Origin of the sequence: Turicibacter sanguinis, from assembly GCF_013046825.1 — a bacterium.
GTDB lineage: Bacteria > Bacillota_I > Bacilli_A > MOL361 > Turicibacteraceae > Turicibacter > Turicibacter sanguinis.
Window position 1 is genome coordinate 2,055,419 of sequence record NZ_CP053187.1, and the last position, 19,582, is coordinate 2,075,000.

At 34.8% G+C, this 19,582-nt stretch carries 28 protein-coding genes and 1 pseudogene; 14 read left to right on the forward strand and 15 right to left on the reverse strand.

The window, feature by feature from the left end:
- Positions 1–41: 41 nt before the first annotated feature.
- A complete protein-coding gene (locus HLK68_RS09880) occupies positions 42–359 on the forward strand; it encodes a hypothetical protein (RefSeq protein ID WP_006785265.1) in 318 nt (105 codons plus the stop codon).
- A gap of 28 nt (positions 360–387) precedes the next feature.
- On the opposite strand, the gene HLK68_RS09885 is transcribed toward HLK68_RS09880, so the two are convergent.
- Together HLK68_RS09885 and HLK68_RS09890 are read right to left on the reverse strand one after the other, a co-directional pair.
- Positions 388–882 (reverse strand): GNAT family N-acetyltransferase, encoded by a 495-nt coding sequence (locus HLK68_RS09885; RefSeq protein ID WP_006785266.1) that lies wholly within the window; start codon positions 880–882, stop codon positions 388–390.
- Positions 883–894: 12 nt separating this feature from the next.
- Complete coding sequence (locus tag HLK68_RS09890) at positions 895–1,485, reverse strand: hypothetical protein (RefSeq protein WP_006785267.1); 591 nt, start codon at positions 1,483–1,485, stop codon at positions 895–897.
- A gap of 502 nt (positions 1,486–1,987) precedes the next feature.
- Between HLK68_RS09890 and HLK68_RS09895 the strand changes: the two genes are divergently transcribed.
- Both HLK68_RS09895 and HLK68_RS09900 read left to right on the forward strand, forming a co-directional pair.
- Positions 1,988–2,383: a GtrA family protein gene (locus HLK68_RS09895; protein WP_006785268.1), complete on the forward strand. Its 396-nt coding sequence runs from the start codon at positions 1,988–1,990 to the stop codon at positions 2,381–2,383.
- Between the two features lie 197 nt (positions 2,384–2,580).
- A complete protein-coding gene (locus HLK68_RS09900; protein ID WP_006785269.1) occupies positions 2,581–3,096 on the forward strand; it encodes a GNAT family N-acetyltransferase in 516 nt (171 codons plus the stop codon).
- Positions 3,097–3,339: 243 nt separating this feature from the next.
- Here HLK68_RS09900 and HLK68_RS09905 read toward each other — a convergent pair whose 3' ends face one another.
- The 3 genes from HLK68_RS09905 to HLK68_RS09915 all read right to left on the reverse strand — a co-directional run bounded on the left by HLK68_RS09905 (position 3,340) and on the right by HLK68_RS09915 (position 5,431).
- Complete coding sequence (locus HLK68_RS09905; protein ID WP_009606924.1) at positions 3,340–3,756, reverse strand: hypothetical protein; 417 nt, start codon at positions 3,754–3,756, stop codon at positions 3,340–3,342.
- Positions 3,750–3,956 carry a helix-turn-helix transcriptional regulator gene (locus tag HLK68_RS09910; RefSeq protein WP_009606931.1) on the reverse strand — a complete coding sequence of 69 codons (207 nt, stop codon included), beginning with the start codon at positions 3,954–3,956 and terminating at the stop codon, positions 3,750–3,752. Before HLK68_RS09910 ends, HLK68_RS09905 begins: the two co-directional genes overlap by 7 nt.
- Before the next feature lie 191 nt (positions 3,957–4,147).
- Positions 4,148–5,431, reverse strand: a complete 1,284-nt coding sequence (locus HLK68_RS09915; RefSeq protein WP_009606926.1) for a DUF1002 domain-containing protein — start codon at positions 5,429–5,431, stop codon at positions 4,148–4,150.
- A 272-nt stretch (positions 5,432–5,703) separates the two neighbouring features.
- On the opposite strand from HLK68_RS09915, the gene HLK68_RS14725 reads away from it, so the two are divergent.
- On the forward strand, positions 5,704–5,829 hold the full coding sequence (locus HLK68_RS14725; protein WP_006785273.1) for a hypothetical protein: 126 nt from the start codon (positions 5,704–5,706) through the stop codon (positions 5,827–5,829).
- Between the two features lie 391 nt (positions 5,830–6,220).
- On the opposite strand, the gene HLK68_RS09920 is transcribed toward HLK68_RS14725, so the two are convergent.
- A complete protein-coding gene (locus tag HLK68_RS09920) occupies positions 6,221–6,910 on the reverse strand; it encodes a hypothetical protein (RefSeq protein ID WP_055166331.1) in 690 nt (229 codons plus the stop codon).
- A 754-nt stretch (positions 6,911–7,664) separates the two neighbouring features.
- On the opposite strand from HLK68_RS09920, the gene HLK68_RS09925 reads away from it, so the two are divergent.
- From HLK68_RS09925 to HLK68_RS09945, 5 genes are all read left to right on the forward strand, one after another.
- Positions 7,665–7,820, forward strand: a complete 156-nt coding sequence (locus HLK68_RS09925; RefSeq protein ID WP_006785274.1) for a hypothetical protein — start codon at positions 7,665–7,667, stop codon at positions 7,818–7,820.
- A 280-nt stretch (positions 7,821–8,100) separates the two neighbouring features.
- Positions 8,101–8,550 carry a GNAT family N-acetyltransferase gene (locus HLK68_RS09930; protein WP_006785275.1) on the forward strand — a complete coding sequence of 150 codons (450 nt, stop codon included), beginning with the start codon at positions 8,101–8,103 and terminating at the stop codon, positions 8,548–8,550.
- Position 8,551: 1 nt separating this feature from the next.
- Positions 8,552–8,965: a bis(5'-nucleosyl)-tetraphosphatase gene (locus tag HLK68_RS09935; protein WP_006785276.1), complete on the forward strand. Its 414-nt coding sequence runs from the start codon at positions 8,552–8,554 to the stop codon at positions 8,963–8,965.
- Positions 8,966–9,196: 231 nt separating this feature from the next.
- Positions 9,197–9,823: a hypothetical protein gene (locus HLK68_RS09940; RefSeq protein ID WP_009606928.1), complete on the forward strand. Its 627-nt coding sequence runs from the start codon at positions 9,197–9,199 to the stop codon at positions 9,821–9,823.
- A 242-nt stretch (positions 9,824–10,065) separates the two neighbouring features.
- Entirely contained in the window at positions 10,066–10,536 is a 471-nt protein-coding gene (locus tag HLK68_RS09945; protein WP_009606925.1) for a hypothetical protein, read from the forward strand.
- Positions 10,537–10,572: 36 nt separating this feature from the next.
- Here HLK68_RS09945 and HLK68_RS14730 read toward each other — a convergent pair.
- Positions 10,573–10,797: pseudogene (locus HLK68_RS14730) on the reverse strand (ribonuclease J); the annotation flags it as partial.
- Positions 10,798–10,812: 15 nt separating this feature from the next.
- Positions 10,813–12,267 (reverse strand): ribonuclease J1, encoded by a 1,455-nt coding sequence (rnjA, locus tag HLK68_RS09950; protein ID WP_269149573.1) that lies wholly within the window; start codon positions 12,265–12,267, stop codon positions 10,813–10,815.
- Between the two features lie 318 nt (positions 12,268–12,585).
- Here rnjA and HLK68_RS09955 point away from each other — a divergent pair, with 318 nt between their 5' ends.
- Positions 12,586–13,356, forward strand: coding sequence for a Cof-type HAD-IIB family hydrolase (locus tag HLK68_RS09955; protein ID WP_006785280.1), 771 nt, complete (start codon positions 12,586–12,588; stop codon positions 13,354–13,356).
- 18 nt (positions 13,357–13,374) lie between these two features.
- The gene (locus HLK68_RS09960) at positions 13,375–14,718 is read left to right on the forward strand and encodes a tetratricopeptide repeat protein (RefSeq protein ID WP_006785281.1); all 1,344 of its coding nucleotides are present in this window, start codon (positions 13,375–13,377) and stop codon (positions 14,716–14,718) included.
- 24 nt (positions 14,719–14,742) lie between these two features.
- Here the strand turns inward: HLK68_RS09960 and def are convergent, their stop codons facing one another.
- The 7 genes from def to HLK68_RS14855 all read right to left on the reverse strand — a co-directional run bounded on the left by def (position 14,743) and on the right by HLK68_RS14855 (position 17,243).
- Entirely contained in the window at positions 14,743–15,297 is a 555-nt protein-coding gene (def, locus tag HLK68_RS09965; protein WP_006785282.1) for a peptide deformylase, read from the reverse strand.
- A 221-nt stretch (positions 15,298–15,518) separates the two neighbouring features.
- Positions 15,519–15,608: a YjcZ family sporulation protein gene (locus HLK68_RS09970; RefSeq protein ID WP_081448242.1), complete on the reverse strand. Its 90-nt coding sequence runs from the start codon at positions 15,606–15,608 to the stop codon at positions 15,519–15,521.
- Positions 15,609–15,739: 131 nt separating this feature from the next.
- Positions 15,740–15,946, reverse strand: a complete 207-nt coding sequence (locus HLK68_RS09975) for a hypothetical protein (RefSeq protein ID WP_006785283.1) — start codon at positions 15,944–15,946, stop codon at positions 15,740–15,742.
- 140 nt (positions 15,947–16,086) lie between these two features.
- Positions 16,087–16,278 carry a hypothetical protein gene (locus HLK68_RS14735; RefSeq protein ID WP_006785284.1) on the reverse strand — a complete coding sequence of 64 codons (192 nt, stop codon included), beginning with the start codon at positions 16,276–16,278 and terminating at the stop codon, positions 16,087–16,089.
- Positions 16,279–16,428: 150 nt separating this feature from the next.
- The gene (locus tag HLK68_RS09985) at positions 16,429–16,596 is read right to left on the reverse strand and encodes a YjcZ family sporulation protein (protein WP_006785285.1); all 168 of its coding nucleotides are present in this window, start codon (positions 16,594–16,596) and stop codon (positions 16,429–16,431) included.
- 152 nt (positions 16,597–16,748) lie between these two features.
- A complete protein-coding gene (locus HLK68_RS09990; RefSeq protein ID WP_006785286.1) occupies positions 16,749–16,904 on the reverse strand; it encodes a YjcZ family sporulation protein in 156 nt (51 codons plus the stop codon).
- Between the two features lie 108 nt (positions 16,905–17,012).
- Positions 17,013–17,243: a YjcZ family sporulation protein gene (locus HLK68_RS14855; protein WP_269146109.1), complete on the reverse strand. Its 231-nt coding sequence runs from the start codon at positions 17,241–17,243 to the stop codon at positions 17,013–17,015.
- A gap of 176 nt (positions 17,244–17,419) precedes the next feature.
- Here HLK68_RS14855 and HLK68_RS10000 point away from each other — a divergent pair, with 176 nt between their 5' ends.
- From HLK68_RS10000 to HLK68_RS10010, 3 genes are all read left to right on the forward strand, one after another.
- A complete protein-coding gene (locus HLK68_RS10000) occupies positions 17,420–18,715 on the forward strand; it encodes an FtsW/RodA/SpoVE family cell cycle protein (protein WP_132943009.1) in 1,296 nt (431 codons plus the stop codon).
- A gap of 144 nt (positions 18,716–18,859) precedes the next feature.
- On the forward strand, positions 18,860–19,318 hold the full coding sequence (gene ylbD / locus HLK68_RS10005; protein ID WP_006785289.1) for a spore coat protein YlbD: 459 nt from the start codon (positions 18,860–18,862) through the stop codon (positions 19,316–19,318).
- Between the two features lie 10 nt (positions 19,319–19,328).
- Entirely contained in the window at positions 19,329–19,550 is a 222-nt protein-coding gene (locus tag HLK68_RS10010) for a YlbE-like family protein (protein ID WP_006785290.1), read from the forward strand.
- Positions 19,551–19,582: the final 32 nt, after the last annotated feature.

The window sequence follows — 19,582 nt, forward strand, 5'->3', positions numbered from 1 at the left end:
AGGTGGTATGATCACAAAGATTCGTGAGAGGGCGGAGTTTAATGTATGAATTTTTAGAGGGGCATGGGTTAATACAGATGATTTTATTAATCTTATTTATAGGCTTACAATTTAAATTATCTTTAAAAAAAGATGGGAAGCAAGGGAGTATTATTTTATGGTTGATGGGAATTTTAATGGTACTTCAAACGACAAGCCAAAGTATTAATCAAAAAGAACTCTTAAATTATTATAGTGGGATTGACGTCATCGTAGATTTCTTTATTGAAGCCAAGTTATACACGATTTCATTGATGATTTTAGGATTCATTCATTGTATCTGCCGAATTAAAGTCATCAGTAAACAAAGTGATCATTAAAAGGGTCAAGCAAAAATGCTTGGCCCTTTTAGTATGTTTTCTCTAAGATATATTGACATGCATCATCCTTCATTGGATTTTCAATTTTGACAAGATGGAATCCACATTTGTTGACATAAAAATGATGGTTACGCTTAGAGAAGCCCGGAGTATCGGTACACCACTTCAGGGTATTTGGATATTGTTTCTCAATAAAGTTCCAAATTTTCAAACCGATTCCCTTATTTTGAAGGCTAGGATCAATAAAGATATTTCCTAAGAAATGAATATTTGTGTCGTGATTAAGCCATAGAATGATGCTCCCAATCGGTTTTCCATCCATTGAAATTTTATAAGACGTTGAATTAGGATGAAGCCCAAAGCGACGAAGGAAATCTCCGTTATCATAACCAGCAGGTCCACCCTTCGGTTTATTTAGATGAATTCGTGTATCCTCGTCAAATGCGCGTTCCATGATAGGGGTTAAAATAGTAAGATCAGTTTCATGTAAGATCTCAAATGATAAATTTTCGAATTGTTTCATTTTCATACTCCTTTAGTCTGAATAAGGCTGAAGTGATAATTTAATTAAAATAACCGACTCCCCGACGTTGAAGAACTCGTCTAAATTAACCTCATCTAGCGGAATGCCTATTGGAATATTGGTTGCAATAGAACCTCCATTATTAGCATAATAGATATAAAGTTCTGTTCCAAGTGGGAGAGCCATGGGTTCACTGAAAAAAGCTTGTGAATACTGCGTCAAATCTTCCTCAATTTTGAGACTTCCACTTGCCATCATTCCATCTTTTCCTGACAACACACGGATTTGATTGCCTTGAAAATTGAGACCAATCGTCTCATCAACAGAACGTCCGGCTGGTTCAGGTTCACTCATTCCAAAAAATTGATACTCTTTGACTAATTCTTTTTGCTCATACACTTCATAAGTTAATGAAAGCTCATATCCATCATGAGCAGGCAAATGATTTAACGAATATAATAATACTTTATGACCGGTCAGACTTAATAAATACTCTTCTTTCTCAGATAAAGTTTGAGGAACTAATTCAGTTGTATGGGTTTGACATCCCATTAAAGTAAGGATACAACTCAATACAAGACAACTTCCTAAAAATTTTTTCATTTATATCTCCTCCCATTCTATGCTTATTGTATCATGAAAAATACATTTCTAATTAATTACAATTTATTAGAACGGATTTTGATAATGATTTATTTCCCACTGTTTCGAATCTCTTTGTAAATCTAAAATGATTAAATAGACGCCCCGTTTTAAACTTCAAACGATCGTCTCATATCAAATCTAAGTTTCAGTAGGTTAGACGCTAATCTGGCTAATAGTCCTTTTAAATTTAAAACAGAGCTTTGTTGCTAATAACAAAGCAGTCAGGCGACCTTATCAGCATGACATAAAGGGAATCTAATCATTGATGACCATTTATTTGAACCAGCATATGCCATGAATTTCTGCATATATATAAGTCTAGATAAGTTTTTAATAGGTTAGAAACCTTTAGCTAGACTATAGAATGTCTATTTGGGAGTAGGAATACAGTCGCAAAAATACCTACTAACTTAGTTTATTTTTTTAATTCTGTAAATAGTGGTAAGCAGGGGGCATAGTTATGCAGTTCATTAAAGAAGTAATCAGAAAGTATTTCATTAAATTTGGATTAGTTGGTTTTGTGAACACAATGATTCAACAAGTCATTTATATTTTCTTAGTTTTCAAAGGACGACAATTTATTGGGGCACAGACGTATAGTTTCACGGTAGCACTTTTTTGCTCTTATATTTTAAATAGTCATTTTACGTACGTGATGCCCTTATCGTTCAAACAATTTTTTCATTTTTTTATGGCAAATTTACCGACTTACCTCATCCAGATTCTAACGCTTGTTATTTTAGTAGAAGGATTAGGGGCACCGCGAATAATGGCCTTATTTTTAACACTCTCTGTCACTCCGTTTACTTTTTTACTCGTTTCATTTAGTATGCTTAAAGCAAAGGGAGAGGGATAAAATAAGAAAGAATAGTAAAGATAGTACATCAGTTGATGTGCTATTTTTATTGAATTCATTTCGTTTATCACGACCCTAAAGGGGAATCAGTTGGATAATTTTTGCCATTATTTTATGGATGAAACTTGTTAACTCTTTAAAATGGGTGATATGATAGGAAAAAGACAAATGATTAAGAAGTTAAAAGGAGAATGACGATGAAGTTTAGAAAATCAACGGAAGCTGATCTTGATTCGATTATGGAAATTATCAAACAGGCACAGGCTTACTTTAAAGCAAATGGCATTGATCAATGGCAAAATAATTACCCGAATCTAAGTACGATAAGCCATGACATCGCTCATGGTCATAGCCACATTCTAATCAAAGATAATCAAGTGGTGGCAACGGCCGCGATTTCTTTCGATGGTGAGAAAAATTATAACCAAATTGAAGCGGGAAGCTGGCTAACGGGTGGGGATTATGCAGTGATACATCGAATAGCTGTAGACAACCGTTATAAAGGAACAGGCCTCTCATCAGACATCATTAAGGAAGTCGAGCAACTTTGTTTAGAAAAAGGTGTTCACAGTATTAAAGTCGATACGCATCAGGATAATAAATCCATGCAAAAATTACTTCAAAAAAATAATTTCACGTCTTGTGGCATCATTTATGTGGAGGATGGAAGTCCTCGAATTGCGTTTGAAAAAGTATTAGGTGAGAACATCTAACAAATGAATCGAATGAAAAGACTGAGTTAGCTTTTTGACGGGATGTCCAAAACAACTAGAAGAATCAGTTGAAGATAATTAAAGGTAGGCAGATAAACATTAAATTTCTCAATGTAAATAAAGAAGTCATCTGCATCTGAATCCATCCTTAGAAATCATCGTTAAAAGAAGCGTGGAATCGATGATCATGATGTCGATGATGGAATCAAAGAAAAAGAACCTGCGTGTGCAGGTTCTTTTTTATTACAATTCCTTATCGTATTTCGTCATGAGATAGAGTCCGATACCAACATGAAGTGCTGAAAGAGCACAACAAATCAGCGTAATCCAAAGCGAACCATCCACTAAAATATTAATCCAAGCCACCCCTAACACACACCAGCTTGTAATATCGCCAGCTTTTGCTTTCGCTTTGTCGCGAATCATGACACTGCGTTCATCTTTAAACTCGATTTCATTTTGTTTAACAATTTCAGGATTTTTGTGTTCATAAGAAATCATATAAAGTTGAGCAACACTTAAACCGAATAACCCTGATCCAATTCCAATCAAGATGCCAGAGATCGTCTTAAACGCTTCATCTTGCATAAAAAATCCAAGTGTCACTAATAGTATTCCAACAATCATTCCGGCAATCCAAACAGCCTGTTTTTTTAACATTCTGACTCCTCCTCATAAATAAAAATCTCTTCAATAGTTAAACCAAAATAACGGGCAATCTTAAAAGCTAACACAATAGAGGGATTGTATCTTCCCTTTTCAAGTGAGCTGATCGTTTGACGGGATACCTCAAGAATAGTGGCCAATTCTTCTTGATTTATTCCACGTGCTTTTCGAAGTTCTTCTAATCGATTTTTCACATCGCAACTCCTTTCTGTTTTTGATGTAAAGTTAACTTTACATTCATAGTATATGTGATTTGAATAATAATGTAAAGTTAACTTTACAAAAAAGAGATTCTGAAAACCTTTTGAGATGAAAGGAGAGGAAATAAATGTGAGGAATTAAAAAAAGTGATGAATGGAAAGTCCAATTCATCACTTTTTTACTATTATTCTTGAACAGTTTGTGTCTCCTCTGTTGCTTGATTGACTAGTTCAGATGCTTCATCTGATTCTGTATTTGGTGTTGCCTCAGCATCTGATGTGGGTTCTTCTGCCGGAGTTTCCTCTGTTACCATTTCTGAATCTGCTGTATTTTCTTCTGTTACTGGCATCTCAATTGCTTCATCGGTTGTCTCTGATTTTTCTGACTCAGGAGCCACGACTTCTTCATCTTGAGGGGCATCTGTCTCTTCTGTTGATTCAACCTCATCGGTTGTTTCTAATGACTCATTAGTTTCAGGAACGATTGCATCTGTTGGGGCTGTTTCATTTCCACCTGTAAATAACCCTTTAATCCAGTTTACGAAATTTTTAAATAAATCAACAAACCAATCACCGATTTTTTCAAAGAAACCAGATTCTTTTAACTTAATTCCCGCTTCTTTTAAGCTTTCAGAAATTTTATCACCGATATTGTTCATCGTTTCCTCAATATCTTTGTAATCAATATTTAAATCATTCACGTCTTCCATCAAACTTAACACACGAGCATTTGCTTCTTCACTTAATTCAACACCATAATTGTTCGTGACATTAATGATAATTTCTTGAATTTGTGTTGAGTTAGGAGAATCCTTGATGACTTGTTGCTTAATATCATTGATAATTCCAGATGCAACATTTGATGAATCTCCTGATGAGTTAATTTCATTCGTTTCATCCTTTAAAATCTCGTCAGCGATATCGAGTGTTGTATCGATCTCCTCTTTAGCGACCACTTTATTCTCTTCTGATAAAGCTTCACCCATAATTTCCTCGGCTCCAGCTAAAATTCCTGCTAAGGCAGACTCGCCCGTTACCATAAATGGAGCAGATACATTAACTTCAGCGTTTGTAATACCAGACGTAATTAACGCATTTGTAAACATTTCGTTCGTTACTAAACTGACGTTTTTGGATGTAACCTGAACACCGCCACCACTTGTTAACTTTACATAGGCAGATGAGTACCATCCCCCTGTATAATTATCTAATGCGTTAGGAGCTAAACCTAGTTGCTCGATTGCTGTTGCATTATCAACATAAATGGCCGGCATATCGGCAGATACACCAAAATACTCGCGTAATGCGGCTTCTTCTTTTTTATTTAAATTTGAACCGAAAGATAAAATTTCGCCTTGGCGATACTCACCACTAAATGAGGTTCCAGCGAAAACAGTCGTCGATGCTCCGAATCCTGCAAAAACAGCTAAAGTTAATACCGCTTTTTTAAATAAACCTTTTTTTATCATAACTTCAATCCTCTATCTTCTCTATAATTTTTATGTGATTCATTTACTAGACTCTAATGATCTCCCCCTGACTCTTCCAAAATTAACGTTATTTTACCATATATCAATTCAGAAAGAAATAGACATCCAGTGTCTAAAACCTTAAGATTTTCTTAAGATAGAGTAGGGACTACATTCATTTTGAGCTATATGATGAAAAATAAAATTGAATTGTTAATATTTGGTTTTTGATTTAAAATGAACTTAATAACAAAAGAGAGAGGGGAGATACCATGTCGGAGACCATGGCCTTATTGATACAATTGGCTGTTATCGGAGTCTTACTGATTCCATTCGTTTATTTATTTAGACTGACGGTTAAAGTATTAAAAGCAAATATTAATAAAAATTCTAAATAGCACCATCAATCTATTTTAATAGGGGAGTACAATAAAACTAGAATCATATAGCAGAGAAATGCTCGTCCTACTGTTAATTATGACATGTTTAATGAGGGAAAATGTTGAGAAAATAAAACAAAAATTAAAGGTTGTGATTTTAGTTGTAGCTACCATCACTTTTTGAGGGAGTTTTCCGGACATAAAAAAATAGAACTCAATCATTGACGGATAAGCTCTATTTTTTAGTTTTAAAGTTGTATTTTATAACAGCGATACGTATCAATGGGTTTAAATCCAACTCTTAAAGTAGCTTCAATTTGTGTAGGAGTTTCTTCATCGACAAAGAAGAGCACATAGTCTAGGGATGGATTGAGACAATCCTCTAAAGACACCGAAAGTAAGTCAAGTTCTAAACCTTGGTTTTGATAGGCTTGATTAAGTGAAAGCCCAAAAATTTCATATTCCACGCTATTACATCTAATAAATAGACTTCCAACAATGGAATCCTGCTCAACACCCACATAAATCTTCCATAAATCAAGATGTTCAAAAATTCGTTTGCTATTCCAGTACAGATTTGGATGATGTGTATCATGGAAGATAGCATACTCGCATAACGTTCCTTAGGTAATGGAATCACTTCATGATGAGGCGTAATAGATATGAAATCCTCTTTTTGAAGTTTCATCGTCACACAGGCATCCAAAAGTTCAGCCTGAATACTTTCTAAGTAAGAAATTGCCACCTGATTTTCAATAGGATAACCAAAAAATAATTCGAAATTTAAATAATGATCGCGAAGATAATCAATAAACTTTGAGGCAACTCGATTAAAATCACGTTTTGCAAAAATTCCCCCTAATGATTGGAGATATAAATCCTGTGACTTTACTTGTAAAGTTAAAACACCTATCAGCTCCTGATCCTCGATATAGGCTAAAATCTTGTCTTCGTTATCATTTAACGATTTAGAAAATCGTTCATAAAGGTCACCAAAATCTTTATATTTTGGAAAACTACACGTCTCTTGCTGACGTTCAAATTCCCAGGCAAATCGAGCCACTTCTGTTAGTAAATCCTCTTTAATTTCAATAATCATCTTTGTTCCTCGTTCCTTTTAAGATTAAAAATGACACGTCGAATCGGATCATAAATAATTCCCCTCCAATAGATGTCAGATCTTAATTATACCTAAACTATGACATGATTTCCTTATTTTTACAAATTATAGTATATAATTAAACTATTAAAAAGGAAGGTTGAGGTTTATTCTTAGTTTCAGTATCTGAACTAGGAGAAATCATGACTTTTCCAAGTCATTAGTGATGAAATAGGAAAAGATTTCAGGGACTGATGGGAAATCAAAGCGGGTTTGCCATTTTAGTTACAATAATCGTTGAAGCTTTATTAGTTGTTTAAATAAGTGGAAAAGGCTGAAAATTAATGGCCCAATCTAAGTTAGTCTGAATCAGAGAGGAGTTCAACATGGAAATTTATATCATGCCATCTGCAAATATGATGATCGGACAAGTTATCTCACTTATAGTGATAATCTCGGTTATTTATTTATATGTTTTATTAGTTAGAGCATTGAGAATTTATATTAAGAAACATTCGTAGATATAAAAGGCTCTTCTCTTACTAGGATCATTTGCAACAGCCTGTTTAGATGGATTGTGAGTGATGGTTACGAACGTAAAACAGACAAGAACGTAATTATGGATGAGATTAGTAGTTTTAACTTTTGCCTTACGACAGAAATTTTCTATTGATACAAAAAATAGGACTAAGGCCTTTAGCCTAAGCTATTTATGACATCAAAATCAATGATTTCTAATTAAAGGAGTGAAAAAATGACGAAAGAACTCATCATTGATATTCTCATCGCTATCTGTATTGCCGGAGTTACCCTAGCTGGAATCCTATATTTTTTATCCTATGATTCATACGATAAAGACGTCGATCGGCGACTAAAAGAAAGTGAGAGAAAAAACGAAAAAGGGAAGTGAAATCTGTCTCGATACACAGAGGATATCAAGCCGCTTAAATCTCTTAGCCGTGACATCATGGAGGTCTAAATGACAGACATTTAGTACTTTTGTTTTGAGTAAGAGCATGATGATAGGTGAAACCCTTCAACAGACATGCCTTGGAAGTTTTGATGTTGATGACTTATCCTAAATCTCATCGGGGCTATGATTGGGTTTACCTACTACAAAGGAATCACAAAAATTAACTTAATGTCACCAATCAAGAATCAGATTGAATCCCAACAATAAGGAGAAATAAATGGAAATTAGAAAACTGACAATTCAGGATGAATATTATAATAAAACGATTGAAATGGCCAACCACTGTTCATGGGGAGCAGGGCCCCATTTAGCTAGACGAATGAAAGGGCAACAATTTTCAGACTTCGAATGCCCTTTTGTAGCTATAGAAAAAGGAGAAGTCGTAGGATATTGCACGCTAACCAAAACAGATTTCATTCCAAACTGTCCTTATACTCCCTGGATCGGATTTGTCTTTGTCGATGAACATCATCGTGGAAAAAGAATTAGCCAACAAATGATTCAACACGTCCTCGAATATGCTAAACAACAAGGATTTAAAAAAGTCTATCTTTCAACCGAAGAAGAAAATCTTTACGAAAAATACGGCTTTGTTTACATCGATACCTTAAAAAGTGATGCCGGAACAATGGAAACCATCCTAATGTATGATGTAGCGGGAGAATAAGATGAGTATTGAAAAATCATGTGGGATCATGGTTTATCATTCATTAGAAAAAGAACCAAAATTTTTACTACTTCAAAGTCGAATCAATAATCATTGGAGCTTTCCAAAAGGACATATGGAAATAGGGGAGACCGAAAAAGAGACAGCTATTCGCGAAGTATTCGAGGAAACAGGTTTACCCCTATCAGTAGTAGAGGGGTTCAAAACGTCTTGTCACTACAAATTGGAAAATGGTAACCTTAAAGAAGTTATTTTCTTCTTAGGAGAAGCAACAGAGGCATCTGTTCAAATCCAAGTCGTTGAAATCATGGATTATAAATGGCTCAACCAAGAAGAAGCCATTATGCAATTAACATTTGAAAATGTAAAATTGATTTTAAAAGAAGCCATTCAATTTATAAACGAAAAAAAATAACGTCATTTCTTTGTAAATCACAGTATTTTTTAAAAACAGGAATAAACAAACTTTTATCCGATTGAATGTTTCAAGGAGATAATTTACAAAAAATGATAAAATACATGAATATGATGTATAAAAAAGGTAAAAAATATATCTTGAACACAAAAAATACAAGTTTATGATAACGGTTGTGATATACTTGTTCCATTATCAAAATTTAAGAAAAACTTAAGTGAGGGATAAAGCATGAACTTTAAAAAAATTGGATTAATGCTTTCAGCATTACTTGTGACAGTCGGATTAGCAGGATGTAGCGGGTCAAAATTACCAGAAGGTGATGTTAAGATCGTTAAACAAGATATCAATGGAGTAATCGGATTATTATTAGAATCAGCTGATTATGGACAAGACCAAAGTACAGTTGCTTCCATGGTATTACCAGAAGGATCATCATATGATATCAACCTAAGTGTTGAACAATATGAGAATGGACAATTAGTGAATACATTAGAATTACCGACATATACAACCGCAACAATGGATAAAAACGGAATCGTTCACATGATTTTAAACATCGGTGAAAGCGACATTAAAACTATCTACTCAATTGCAGAAGTGGATACAGAAAAAACAACAGATAGCAAAAACCCACAATATAAAGTGACAAAAATGAATGAAGCACCGATGACATTCGATGCACGTACAGAGATTGGTCAATACGGTGGTGACTTAAATACACCAGTTGCGCTTGCAGGATATGTAACATTCAAAGAGGGTGGAACACAAGAAGGAATCAACTTAACATCATACACGGATGAAGTAGGGAACTACGCCTCAGCAAACATTGTTAAAGTAAACATTGTTCAAAAATAATAGAAAAGAGGAACCCATTATGGGTTCCTCTTTTTTACTTTTCGTGAAGAGCACACAATTAAGCTAGTTGACAATCACAGATGAATGAAGCACCCACTTTGGCTACTTCCTAATCAAAACCAAAAAAATAACAGCTGAAGTTGTTAGTCCATAAAAAAATGACTCTAAATCAAACATTTAATAGAAAAAATATGTTACATTAAAATTAAATAGAAGGAAGTGAAAGTAAAGGAGAGATTACGATGAAAAAATTAAGAATCATCCTCGTTTTCCTGTGCTTATTAATAGCATTATCTGGCTGTCAAACCTCAACTAAAACACAAACAGCCAATGAATTTGTACAACAATTTATAACGGAATTTTTAACTTATAAATACGATGAAAAAACAGAACAAAGAGAGGCCTACAATCAGTTAAGCGAAAAAATAGCACCATACTTTACTAAAGACTGCTACCTATTTTTTACACAACAGAACTATGGCGTCATCCCCATTCAAGCCGCAGAGAAATATCAATCTGATATCACTGTAAAAGATATTCACTTAGAAGAATCATTTCATGAAGACAAAACAGTGGGGTATAACGTAGAGGTTAGCCTAGAGTTACCAGATGAGGTTGCCAATGTCAATCTGACACTTAGCATTCGTGAGCATCATGATACGTTTGAAATATACGCCATCAAATTTTTCAAAATTGATGAATCATTGCAATAAAAAATCGTAGGGATTTTATTCCCTACGATTTTTTTATTAAATCTCCATAATGATTGGTAAAATCATTGGACGACGTTGAGTTTTACTAAATAAGAATGGAGCTACTACATCAGAAATGGCAGACTTCAACTCTTCAGTTGAAACATGCTTAGATGTTTGAAGTTTATGTAACACAATCTCGCGAACTGCAATCTCAGTATTTTTAATTAAATCCTCAGATTCCTTCATATAAACAAATCCACGAGAGACCACATTTGGTCCATTTAATAAACGTTTTTAAGCGCGTTTAATTGAAACGGCAACAATGACAAGACCATCTTCAGATAAAATCTTACGATCACGAATAATCTCAGTTCCAACATCGCCAATCCCGCTACTATCCGTATAAATCGTTCCCGAATGAATACGACCTGAAACGCGTGCTCCGTGTTGATTAAAGGCTAACACATCACCATTATTAAGTACGAAGCAATTTTCTTCCGGAACTCCACATTGCACCCCAAGTTCAGCATGAATACTTAACATACGGTACTCACCGTGAATCGGTAAGAAATATTTTGGACGCATTAAATTAAGCATTAACTTTAGCTCTTCTTGTCCAGCATGTCCAGATGTATGAATATCCGTTAAAGGACTATGCGTAATAACCTCAGCACCCGCACGATACAACGCATTAATCGTCTTACCAACACTTAACGCATTTCCTGGAATCGGTGAAGAAGAGAAAATCACCGTATCACCTGGAATAATTTGAATCTGACGATGTGTTCCATTTGCAATACGAGAAAGCGCCGCTAAAGGCTCACCTTGAGATCCTGTACATAAAATGGTAACCTCATTTTGTGGTAAATGCTTCACCTCATTTGCCGATACAAACGTATCCTCAGGGCAATGAATATACCCATATTCTAAACCAATTTTAATTGTGGCTTCCATACTACGACCGAAAATCGCAATCTTACGATTTGTTGCCACACACGCCTCCACAATTTGTTGGACACGGTGAACGTTAGAAGCAAATGTCGCAATAATAATACGACCGTCAATCTTCTTGAAGATATCGCCTAAGCTTTCCCCAACTCGACGCTCAGAAATCGTGAAAATAGGTAATTCACTGTTCGTACTATCAGATAAAAGACATAAAACGCCTTCTTCCCCTAAACGAGCCATCTTAGCATACTCAGCTGGTGGTCCAATTGGTGTGAAATCGAACTTGAAGTCACCTGTATGAACGATAATTCCATGAGGTGTTTTGATTGCAATCCCATAAGAATCCGGAATACTATGATTCGTACGGAAGAACTCAAACGTAAAATGCTTTGATTTAATCACCGTATCAGAATTAAACTCGACAATGTTGGCTTGACGTAATAGCTTACGTTCTTCTAACTTATTTTTAATTAAACCAATCGCTAATTTACCAGCATAGATTTTAGGAATTTTTAATTGACGAAGTAAAAATGGAATCCCACCAATATGATCCTCATGACCGTGGGTAATAAATAAACCTACAATTTTATCTTGATTCTCAATTAAATATTGATAATCTGGAATGACATAATCCACTCCAAGTAAATAATCTTCTGGGAACTTGATCCCCGCATCGATAATACAAATCTCATCGCGGTACTGAACACAGTACATATTTTTTCCGATTTCACCTAATCCGCCTAGAGCGAAAACAGCCACATCATTCGGCTTAATCGGCGAACTTTTTTTGCGTTGACTCATAAGACACGCCCTTTCCTATAATAATTCATTACAATTCAAAAAAAACAATCCATTTTACACTCGTTTATAATTCCTCAAAACGTTTCTGGTCCTTAACATATTCTGGACATCATGCTAACATTATAACATGAGTTTCAAAAAAGGTCGAAAAAATATTTATAAAAATAAATTCTATTAAAGTCCATAACCAACATCTTTTATTATACCATTACATCGAGGGAATATAACAGATTAGGACTTGAATTTATGTAATAAATTTACTATGATGAATGAAATAACAAAAAAATTAGACATAATAAGATAAAGGAAGTGAAAGTGATGGAAAAAAGCTTAATTTTATTTGATATAGATGGCACGATTCTTAAGAGCGAAACGAATCAAATACCGAGTAGCACCATTCTAGCTATTCAAAAACTTCAACAAGCCGGACATGATCTCGGTATCGCAACAGGCCGTGCCTTATTCTTAGTGGATGAGCGCCTTAAACAACTCCCATTCAATACCTTTGTGACAGCAAATGGGCAACATATTACACATAAAGGCGAAGTCATCTATGAAAATGCCATTCCTACAAACGTCATCGACGAATTCATCGAAGATGCCAAAAACCTAAACCAAGTCATTGGACTATTAACCGCTAATCGCGCTACTGTCACTGGAAATAACGAAATCGTTCAAGAATCCTTCAAGCGCGTTTCAATCGACTTCCCAGAAATCTTACCTAACCTACATAAAGAAGAACCGATTTTACAAGCGTGGTATTTCTGTGAAGATTTTGCACAGTTGCCAAAAAAATACAAAGAACATCTACGCTTTATTCCTTGGCTAAACTTTGGAGCTGACATTGTACCAGTGAATGGTTCAAAAGCCGAAGGAATTAAAGCTTTAATCGAATATATGGAACAAAAACCGGAAAAAGTAATCGCCTTTGGAGATGGATATAATGACATCGAAATGCTACAACTAGCCGACATTGGCGTGGCCATGGGGAATGCCTCAGACGAAGTCAAATCATACGCTGATTTCGTCACAAAATCAATTGATGAAGATGGCATCTACTATGCCTGTGAACAACTGGGATTATTTTAAAAGAGGGGAGTGGGCTAGATGCCAAATACACAGCCAAATCCATTAGCATACATCGAACAACTACTCGATGACAAACAATTTCAAGAAGCTGAAAGCCTTCTGCTAGAACAACTAGAACGAAAACAAAACCTAGCGGCCGTCTATAATGCCCTTGGTATCATTGCAATTGAACATTATCAAGATTATAAACTAGCTGAGCAAAACTATCGTTTAGCTCTTGATTATAACGATACATCAGCAACCATTCATTTTAATCTGGCCATCCTTTATGACCAATTTCTAAACAACCCACATCAGGCACTCAAGCATTATCAAAAAGCTATCGAATATGATGATCATTATATCGATGCCTATCTAAATCTAGTGGAACTTTGCATTGATCTTGAAGAAAACGTCGAACTTGCTTACGAATACTCTAAAAAAGTAGAGAGCCTCGACTCAACCAATGCCAGAAACTTAAATAACATCGGATGCATCCTCATTAAGTACAAAAACGACCCAGAACGTGCGGTTGATTACTTTGAAAAAGCAGTGACCTTTGCCAAAAATAAAACAACTTCACTTGCTAATCTAGCTGATGCCTATGTCAAAATTGAATGCTATGATGCCGCGCGAGAAGCCTACGAAGAAGTTCTCAAACTCGACCCAGAAAATGCTCTCGTTTGCCACAACTTTGCCTACATCTTGCGTCATCACTTCCAAGAATATGACGCAGCCATCAAATACTACGAACGTGCCATCGAACTTGACCCCAAAGCTCTCATCTCCTACCAAGGACTTCGAGGACTTTACTCCCTCGATCTTCACGAACCTAAAAAAGGAGTCGAGGTTCTCGTCAAAGCCTTACAATACTTTGACAACGATGAAAGCCTAACATTAGAAATCGCCAATATCTACGACTTCGAATTAGACGATTATGAATCAGCGATCACTTATTATAAAAAAGTCCTTGAGATTAATCCTAATAATCTCTTAGCACTTAACGCTTTATCGTACCTAAATGTTGAAATCCTCAAAAACTACGATGCAGCCCTAGAATATTACCTCAAAATCCTAGAAATCGATGATCAGACACCAAGTACCTATGTTAACATCGGTCATCTGTATTTTTACCATCTATCAAACTTCAAAGAGGCGCTTGAATATTACAATAAAGCTCACCAACTCATCAAATCTCGTCAGTTACCAGTCAAATATGCTGGTGAACTTTATTTTAATATGGGAGCCTTACATGAAAACTACCTAAATGATGAACATCATGCTATTCAATTTTATGAAAGAGCCGTATCGATGGGACGAGATCCAAAAGCTGAGAAAAAACTCATCTCCTTTTATGCCAAAACAAAAGAAAAAGTACATTAAAAAAAGACCGATTTCGGTCTTTTTTTAGAATTCTAATGGTTTAGCATTCGCAATCGGTGCTAAAGGCTGTTTTGGATCAATATGATCGATGAATAAGTGACCATTTAAGTGATCAATTTCATGTTGGAACACAATTGAAACATAGTCACGTAAACGGAATTTGATCTTTTCACCTTTTAAATTATATCCCTCAACCGTAATACGACGGTAACGAGGAACGAAGCCTTCGACTTCACGATCAACTGATAAACACCCTTCACCCATAGGTAAATAAGTGATTTCCTCAGAGTAACTCACAATCTTTGGATTTGCTAAGGCAAGAGAATAAAGTTTTCCTTTTTCATCTTCAGTATGAACAGCAATAATACGTTTATCTAAATTTAACTGAGGAGCCGCAAGTCCAACACTTTCACGCAATTGATACTTCTTAGCAACCTCAGGTGTTTGACTATTAATAATGAATTGTAACATATCTTTCATTAACTGAACATCTTCTTTGCTTAATGGAATCGCGACCTCACTAGCTACCTTAGACAACGTTGGATGTCCCTCGCGAATAATGTCTTTCATCGTGATCATTAAAAACCCTCCATTCTAACTAAACCATATTATATCAAACAAATACAAATTTGGCTAATAGGACAAAAAGGTAATTTTTAAAACTCGATTCAATTGATGACGGAAACAGACGAAATCCTCACATCAGAGAGAGTTGATAATAAAAAAGATGCTATTTGCAAGCAAATAACATCTCTTCTTACACGATTATCTTAAGCCTGGTAATATTTTAATAACTGTACTTATCTAAAGCAGCAGCATCCGATGATAACAAGTAAGATAAATAATACTAATAAGAAAGCAAATCCATTTCCACAACTTTCAACACACATCACTAATCCCTCCTTAGATTCATGACTTAATATATATTACGCTTTTTTACCATTTTGGTTATTAATTTTTTAAATTTAGAAGCTAAAGATTCAACTTTAGCTTTCTATATTATATAGTCGCTATTTAGTGACTAACATCCAAAGCATCCCCCGCCGCAACCATTGCCGCATCCAAAGCAACCGCAACCACAGACAATAATTAGGATAAATAAGACAAGAATGAATGCACATAAGCATCCCCCAAATCCGCAACCACAACCACCACCATAGCCTCCTGCAACAGGTACTACAGGCATACATGGTTGAGGATAGCCGTATCCTGCGCCATTGTAATACATCATGATTTCCTCCTTTTTCTATCAGGCTCAGTATATAATACGCAAAAAATAATAAAGTGTTATTGTAAACAAGCCCATCGCTAGAAAAAATACATAAAAAAACGGCTCAATTTGAGCCGTCTAAATATCGACTGTTTTTATTAGCAGTCACAATCGTTTGAGCATCCTCCGCCAAACCCGAATCCGCCACATCCACAGATAATTGCTAATAAGATGAATAAGACAAGGATAAATGCAAATCCTCCGCAACCACAACCAGCACCGAATCCAGCATTAGCATTATAAGCAGGTACACATGGTGTACAGTAGTTATTATATCCATAATTATACATTTTATATTCCCCTTTCATTCTTGAACCTCAATATATATTACGTTAAAGTGCCTGAATGGTTAATGAATTGATGAAAAAAATAAAATTATTTTAGAAAGGAAAAAAGAGATCTTCTAATGAAGATCCCTTCAAATAAATTTGCTACTTTAATTAACAACCGCAAGAGTTGTTTCCACCAAATCCAAATCCACCACAGCTACAAATAATAGCTAATAAGATGAATAAAACAAGAATGAATGCGAAACCACCGCAACCACTACTTTGTTGAACACAAGGTGTATAGCAATTATACCCATAATTATATCCATAATTATACATTTTATATTCCCCTTTCATACTTGAAGCTCAATATATAGTACGTTAAAAGGTCTGAATGGTTAATGAATCGATGCTAAAAAATAAAATTATTTTATAAACGAAAAAAGAGACCTTCTCAAGAAGATCTCTTTAAAATTAGCTTGCTACTTTAATTAACAACCGCAAGAGTTGTTTCCACCAAATCCAAATCCACCACAGCTACAAATAATAGCTAATAAGATGAATAAAACAAGAATGAATGCGAAACCACCGCAACCACTACTTTGTTGAACACAAGGTGTATAGCAATTATATCCATAATTATACATTATTATTTCCTCCTTCAGTTTGAAACTTCAATATATCATATGTAGTTTAAGAAGAATAGTTAATCGTTTTTCTTCTTATTTATGAATCAGTTTACAAGGGATTTTCAATTAGCAGTCACATCCAAAACCGCTATTATTTCCACCACCGAAGCCATGACTACATCCGATGATTACTAATAAAATAAATAAGACGAGAATAAGAGCGAAGTTATTACTACATCCACTACCAGTACTGTAAACCGGCATAGGATAAGCAACGGGTGCATACCCACCATAACCGTATCCACTTGCATAACCACCATAACTATAGTTGTTTCCTGTTCCGTAATTGTACATCATTTATCCCTCCTTCATTCCTGATTACACTGTATTATACGTAAAATGACGAACTTGGTTCATGCAAAGGGATAGATAAAATTATAAATATCCTAAAACTATCAGTTTGGTTTACCTATTAAAACATGGTAAAATAGTAATACATTGAATTTTTTTCTATATTATAGAGGAGAGCTAATATGAAGTTTAAAGGTAAAGTTAAGAAACAGAAAAAGAAGTTTACTTTCAAACCCATGATAGAGCGGGCACAAAAGTTAGATAAAGTGGTTTTAATTCTTGTGTTTGCCTTATTTGGAATTGGATTACTGATGATATATAGCATAACGAGTATTTCAATTTATAATGGAGCAGCGGATGATACATTGTTTTTTGTTAAAAAAACAGTAGTAAGTGGAGTTATTGGGATTGTTGGAATGATATTCTTAGCCTTAATCCCGTATAATGTATTGAAATTTTTTGCTTTTTTAGCAACAGTACTTTGTCCTCCGATTTTAATCTTTACTTTGATATTTGGTAAAGGTTCAGGAGCTTCCAATGTAAGAAGTTGGATTAAAATTGGTCCTTTATCCATTCAACCAGCTGAGTTTGTCAAATTAGGTGTCATATTGGCTCTAGCATGGTTTATTACATACAGTATCAAACAAAATAAATATCATCTAAGGTCTTTTAAGAATATCGGAACGATAGAAAATTTCCAAGGATTTTTAGTTAATGGTATAAAGTATTTATCAAATAGTTTTTTAAGGGTATTACTTTATTTAGGATTTTGTACAGGCTTAGTTTTAATCCAGCCAGACTTAGGTTCAGCTCTGATTATCTTTGGAATTGGTGTCATTATATTTATGTGTAGTGGAATTGATTTTAAAGTCATTATGACACTTATTGGGATGGCTTTATTAATTATTATTCCATTAATTCTAAGTTTAAAGGATTATCAGATGGATCGATTTTATATTTGGTGGGATCCATTTAATCATGATAATGGACTTCAAAATGTCATGGGGTACACGGCCATTGCACTTGGAGGATTGTTTGGAGTAGGGATTGGTAATAGTACACAAAAATATGGTTATGTAATCGAGCCCCATACCGATATGATCAGTACGATTTTAATTGAAGAGTTGGGAGTTGTTACAATTTTATTAATCATGGTGGCGTATTTAGTCATTGTAGCTCGCTGTTTCTTAACCGCGTTTAAATGTAAGGATTTATTTGGTTCTTTAGTTTGTATCGGTGTCGGTGCCATGTTTTTATTACAGCCGGTTATTAATTTAGGGGGAGCTAGTGGAACCATTCCACTAACCGGGGTGACGCTTCCGTTTATTAGTTATGGAGGAACTAGTTTAATGGTATTGTTCTTCACTATCGGTGTTTATCTAAATGTTAGAATTGAAATGCTCTCAAAATTGAAAACTGAGAAAAGTAATGCAACCGTTACCGAATTATTAAAAACAAATATTATTCCCTTTAAATAGTCTAAGTCTCAGTCACATACTGAGACTTTTTTTCATATAATAGAAAAGATAAAGGCGATTGTTCATATAAATTAGGAAAATTAGTCACCAATGGGGTGGACATTGCCTATAATATAGTGACTAATTGTAGCGAGGTGAGAGAAAGTGGACAGTCAATTAGATGAATTTAAAAGCTTCGTACGTAAATATCCTGGATTAAAAAATGATGTTCGAAGTGGAAAAGCAACATGGCAGTCAATCTATGAGGAATGGTACTTGTATGGAGAAGATGATAGCCAATGGGAAAAATACAAAGAAGTTACACAAGAAAGTAATCAAAGCGCGCCAGCTACGGATAAGACAAAAAGTGAAACGAAATCAACAACTACATCTAATAGTAGCTCTGCAACACTATCGGGGACAGAAATGATGGCTCAAGCATTTCAGTATCTTCAAAAAATGGATATGAATAAAGTTCAACAAACCATGACGACCGTACAGAAATTTATTCAACTTTTCCAAACGATGCAAGGTGGTAAGGGAGCCGGTACGGCTGCAGGATTAGGAGCAGCAGCTAGTCAAAAACAATCATTCCCTGGTTTATTCTCAAAATTTGATGATTAGGTGATGGAATATGGACGTAATGTATCAAATTGTTAATAATATTGAACAAAGAGACTATATTAGAATGTATCCATTCTGGTATAAAGAATTAAACAGAAATCCTGAAAGATATCAAGACTTTGTGAACGAAATTGAAACGTTAAAAAAACAAGCAACGCCTTCGCGTTTACAAAAATTTGAACAACAACTTAACTTTGCACAACTGATGTTGAAGATGTTCTCTAGTAAGTAAAATGATTAGTCATCTGAATTTGGTTATGATAT

Excerpts from the sequence above, each read along its gene's own strand:
- HLK68_RS10000 (WP_132943009.1), top strand. The coding sequence starts at position 17,420 with ATGAAGTTTAAAGGTAAAGTTAAGAAACAGAAAAAGAAGTTTACTTTC.
- HLK68_RS09970 (WP_081448242.1), bottom strand. The coding sequence starts at position 15,608 with ATGTGTGTTGAAAGTTGTGGAAATGGATTTGCTTTCTTATTAGTATTA.
- HLK68_RS09925 (WP_006785274.1), top strand. The coding sequence starts at position 7,665 with ATGACGAAAGAACTCATCATTGATATTCTCATCGCTATCTGTATTGCC.
- HLK68_RS09880 (WP_006785265.1), top strand. The coding sequence starts at position 42 with ATGTATGAATTTTTAGAGGGGCATGGGTTAATACAGATGATTTTATTA.
- HLK68_RS09895 (WP_006785268.1), top strand. The coding sequence starts at position 1,988 with ATGCAGTTCATTAAAGAAGTAATCAGAAAGTATTTCATTAAATTTGGA.
- rnjA (WP_269149573.1), bottom strand. The coding sequence starts at position 12,267 with ATGAGTCAACGCAAAAAAAGTTCGCCGATTAAGCCGAATGATGTGGCT.
- HLK68_RS09955 (WP_006785280.1), top strand. The coding sequence starts at position 12,586 with ATGGAAAAAAGCTTAATTTTATTTGATATAGATGGCACGATTCTTAAG.
- HLK68_RS09935 (WP_006785276.1), top strand. The coding sequence starts at position 8,552 with ATGAGTATTGAAAAATCATGTGGGATCATGGTTTATCATTCATTAGAA.
- HLK68_RS09920 (WP_055166331.1), bottom strand. The coding sequence starts at position 6,910 with ATGATTATTGAAATTAAAGAGGATTTACTAACAGAAGTGGCTCGATTT.
- HLK68_RS09890 (WP_006785267.1), bottom strand. The coding sequence starts at position 1,485 with ATGAAAAAATTTTTAGGAAGTTGTCTTGTATTGAGTTGTATCCTTACT.
- HLK68_RS10010 (WP_006785290.1), top strand. The coding sequence starts at position 19,329 with ATGGACGTAATGTATCAAATTGTTAATAATATTGAACAAAGAGACTAT.
- HLK68_RS09990 (WP_006785286.1), bottom strand. The coding sequence starts at position 16,904 with ATGTATAATTATGGATATAATTGCTATACACCTTGTGTTCAACAAAGT.
- HLK68_RS09975 (WP_006785283.1), bottom strand. The coding sequence starts at position 15,946 with ATGTATTACAATGGCGCAGGATACGGCTATCCTCAACCATGTATGCCT.
- HLK68_RS09945 (WP_009606925.1), top strand. The coding sequence starts at position 10,066 with ATGAAAAAATTAAGAATCATCCTCGTTTTCCTGTGCTTATTAATAGCA.
- HLK68_RS14855 (WP_269146109.1), bottom strand. The coding sequence starts at position 17,243 with ATGATGTACAATTACGGAACAGGAAACAACTATAGTTATGGTGGTTAT.
- HLK68_RS09940 (WP_009606928.1), top strand. The coding sequence starts at position 9,197 with ATGAACTTTAAAAAAATTGGATTAATGCTTTCAGCATTACTTGTGACA.
- HLK68_RS09900 (WP_006785269.1), top strand. The coding sequence starts at position 2,581 with ATGAAGTTTAGAAAATCAACGGAAGCTGATCTTGATTCGATTATGGAA.
- HLK68_RS09985 (WP_006785285.1), bottom strand. The coding sequence starts at position 16,596 with ATGTATAATTATGGATATAATTATGGGTATAATTGCTATACACCTTGT.
- def (WP_006785282.1), bottom strand. The coding sequence starts at position 15,297 with ATGATCACGATGAAAGACATTATTCGCGAGGGACATCCAACGTTGTCT.
- HLK68_RS09885 (WP_006785266.1), bottom strand. The coding sequence starts at position 882 with ATGAAACAATTCGAAAATTTATCATTTGAGATCTTACATGAAACTGAT.
- HLK68_RS09930 (WP_006785275.1), top strand. The coding sequence starts at position 8,101 with ATGGAAATTAGAAAACTGACAATTCAGGATGAATATTATAATAAAACG.
- HLK68_RS09905 (WP_009606924.1), bottom strand. The coding sequence starts at position 3,756 with ATGTTAAAAAAACAGGCTGTTTGGATTGCCGGAATGATTGTTGGAATA.
- HLK68_RS14735 (WP_006785284.1), bottom strand. The coding sequence starts at position 16,278 with ATGTATAATTATGGATATAATAACTACTGTACACCATGTGTACCTGCT.
- HLK68_RS14725 (WP_006785273.1), top strand. The coding sequence starts at position 5,704 with ATGTCGGAGACCATGGCCTTATTGATACAATTGGCTGTTATCGGAGTC.
- HLK68_RS09960 (WP_006785281.1), top strand. The coding sequence starts at position 13,375 with ATGCCAAATACACAGCCAAATCCATTAGCATACATCGAACAACTACTC.
- HLK68_RS09915 (WP_009606926.1), bottom strand. The coding sequence starts at position 5,431 with ATGATAAAAAAAGGTTTATTTAAAAAAGCGGTATTAACTTTAGCTGTT.